We start from the raw sequence: 3,377 nt of genomic DNA on the forward strand, positions 1-3,377 counted from the left end.
CCGTCGCGGCGCGGGGCGTCGACGTGGCGGTCACGGCGGACGCGACGTCGAGGAGCCCGGCGCCGTAGTAGGGGTCGTACCCGCGCGGACCGGCGTCCCGGGTGGTCGACACCAGGCGCTGCTCGACGTCGGCGGGCGAGAGCGTGGGCGTCCGTGCGAGCACGAGCGCGGCGGCGCCGCTGACGATCGGGGCCGAGAAGGACGTGCCGGAGCCGATGACGTACCCGCCACCGGAGCCGGGGCCGACGACGTCGTTCCCGGGCGCCGCGATCGAGACGGTGTCGCCCCACGTCGACCAGCCGGCGAGCGCACCCCAGTAGTCGGTCGCCGACACCGACAGCAGGCCGGCGATCTGGGGCGCGTAGGCGGCGGGGTACTGCCGCACCTCGTCGCCCTCGTTGCCCGCGGCCGCGACGACGACCACGCCGGCGTTCACCGCGGCCTGGACCGCGTCGCGGAGCGCGGTCGAGGTGCCCGGCCCGCCGAGGGACAGGTTGATGACGTCGGCACCGTTCGAGACGGCCCAGGCGATCCCCGCCGCGACGCGCGAGTCGGTGCTGTTGCCCGCGGCGTCGAGGACGCGGACCGGCAGGATCGAGGCGTCGTACGCCACGCCGACGGCGCCCTTGCCGTTGTTCCCGCTGGCGGCGGCGGTCCCGGCGACGAGCGTGCCGTGCCCGTTCGGGTCGGTCGGCGTCGCGTCGTTGTCGACGAAGTCCCAGCCGGGGAGCATGCGCGCGGCGAGGTCCTCGTGCGTGGCGTCCACGCCCGAGTCGAGGACCGCGACGACGACGCCCTGCCCGGTCGACGCCTCCCACGCACGAGGCTGCCGGGTCAGGTCGAGGTACGGCCACGTGTAGGAGAGCAGCGGGTCGTCCGTCCAGCCGAAGCCGTGCCGCACGTGGTCGACCTGCACGTCCGCGACGTCCGGGTCCGCCGCGAGGCGCTCGACGACGGCGGCCGGGTCCTCGTCGCCGACAGGGACCGCGACGAACTTCGTCCCGGGCACGGGCTTGCCGGCCCCGGTCACTCCCGCGGCGGACAGCGTCGAGCTCTGGTCGGACCGCGACGCGTCCGGCGCGAACCGCACGAGCACCTGGTCCGGCACGGCCTCGACGGGGGCCGGGGGCTCGTACGCGGGCAGGTCGTCCCGGCCGTGCAGGACGGGGCCGTTGCTCGGGTCCACGGCGGCCGCGGGCGCCGGTGCGCTCCAGGCGGCGGAGGCAGGGACGAGCGCGACGGCGGCGACCGCGAGCGTCAGCGCGGCGGCGGCGGGGCGTGACTTCAGCATCGTCGGTCCTGAGGTGGTCGGACGACCTCGGGCCCGCGTGCCCGCAGCGACGGCGCGCGTGACCGGACGGTCCGGATCGGCGCCAGCGTAGGCCCAGGCCAGCGACGCGACGCCACCTGATCGGGTGAAGTGTCGGGTGATCCGATCGTGTGCCCGGCGTGTCAGCGGTACGTGCGGAACCAGCCGAAGACGTCGACGACCACGTGCACGTCCGACGACCGCGCGTAGAACGTCGACCTGCCGCCGTCGCCGAGGGTCAGGACGGCCATGTTCGACTCGTCGCGGCCCGGCACGAGGTTGATGCTCGCGACGTCGGGCAGCGTCGCGGGGACGGTCGTGGGGAACGCCCGGACGTGGGTGCCGGAGGCCGGCTGGACGCCCGCGAGGTTCACGACGGCGGCGGTCGCGTGCGCCGGTACGGCGGGCGTCCCGCCGATCCGGACGTCCGCGGGGACGCCCGAGCGGAGGATCCCGGCGAAGCCGAGCGCGGAGCGCGTGTCGGCGACGCGGGTGGGCGCGACGGGGACCAGCCCGTCCCTGCCCGACGGGCTGTAGTACCCGGCGAGGTCCGCCACGAGGTGCGTCGCGGAGCGGTCGACCCAGAACCGGACGCGACCGTCCTCGCCGACCTTCACGGTGACGAGGTTGGCCTGGTCGCGGCCCGGGTACAGGTTGAGGTTGGACGTCGTCGGACCGGTCCAGGTCACGCCGAGGTCCGGCGTGGGCAGCACGGACACGAACGTGCCGCCGCGGACCCCCGTGCCCGCGACGTTGAGGACGACGGCCGTCGCGTCGGCGGGGACGCCGTGCGTGCCCGACACCGTAAGGTCGACCCAGTGCCCGCCGGTGACCGGTCCGGCGGGGGCGCCGGTGCCGTCGCGGGTGTCCAGCACGCGCGTCGGGCTGACCGGGACGTAGCCCGACGCGCCACCCGGGCTGTAGTAGCCGAACACGTCGAGCACGAGGTGCGCGAGCGGTCCCTCGGGCATGACGGCGATCGTCTGCCCCGGACCGAGCTGCACGGTCGCGAGGTTCGGCTGGTCGACGCCCGGCACGACGTTGAGGTTCGCGACCCGCGGTGCCGGACCGGAGCCGTCGGCGGCGACGGGGAACACGCGCACGTTGCCGATCGAGTCGTGCATCGTCGACGCGACGGACACCACCACGGCGGTCGCGTCGGGAGGCACGTCGCCGGCGAGGGACACGACGAGGCGCCTGCCGGAGACGACCGGGCCGAACGAGTCGTCGGGGGCGGGCTGCCGGGTGTCGACGAGGCGGAAGGGCTCGACCGCGGTGTACCGGTCGCCGCCCGCGCCCACGGTGAACGGCACCCGCACGGGAGCGGGCAGCGTCTCGCCCGCGGTGTCGCGCACGCCCGCGACGACCACCGAGTAGTGGTGCCCGGCCGCGAGGTCGGACGTCGGCGTCACCGTCACGGTGCGGTTCGGCGCGTCCCAGCCCACGGTCGCGGCCACGGCGGCGCCCGACTGGTCCAGCAGCCTGACGCGCGAGGCGGTGAGGTCCGCGGTCCGCAGCTCGCGCGCGAAGCCGAGGCGCACCGTCGGACGCGCCGCGACACCCGAGGCGTGCGGTGCCGGGGTGGCCCCCGTCCACCAGGCCCGCGTGGTCGGCGCCGGGGGAGCCTCCGAGTCGACGCGCTCGACGTCGAGCCGGTAGCGGTACTGCGGGAGAGGTGCCGAGCCGTTCGCGTTCGAGACGCCGACCAGCATCGTGCCCGGTGCGGCGAGCTGGACCAGGAGCGTCGGCGGGAGTCCGCTCAGGGGGTCCGGCGACTGCGCCAGGACAAGCCCGGCGGTGTCGCGCACCTCGACCATCGCGTTGAGCAGCTGCTCCACGCCGGTACCGCTGACCCCTGTCCCGAGGGCCGTCACGCGGTACGCACCAGCTGCGGGCGCGTCGACGGAGTACCAGTCCACGTCGCCCTCGGGCGAGAGCGTCGCGGTCGTGCTGCCGCCGACCAGGGGCTGTGCCGTCGACGCGGTGTCGTCCGACGGGCCGGGGTCCGCGGGCGCGCGGTCGAGCGGGACGCCCGCGGCCGCACGCACCGTCGACGTGGCCGTCACGG

At 75.9% G+C, this 3,377-nt stretch carries 2 protein-coding genes; both read right to left on the reverse strand.

Annotated features, from left to right (window positions below):
* On the reverse strand, positions 1-1,291 hold a 1,291-nt coding region (locus HGA02_RS13635), incomplete at its 3' end, for a S8 family serine peptidase (RefSeq protein WP_168679459.1).
* 161 nt (positions 1,292-1,452) lie between these two features.
* On the reverse strand, positions 1,453-3,377 hold a 1,925-nt coding region (locus HGA02_RS13640), incomplete at its 5' end, for an Ig-like domain-containing domain (RefSeq protein ID WP_168679460.1).

It is taken from the genome of Cellulomonas septica (genome assembly GCF_012396155.1).
GTDB classification, from domain to species: domain Bacteria; phylum Actinomycetota; class Actinomycetes; order Actinomycetales; family Cellulomonadaceae; genus Cellulomonas; species Cellulomonas septica.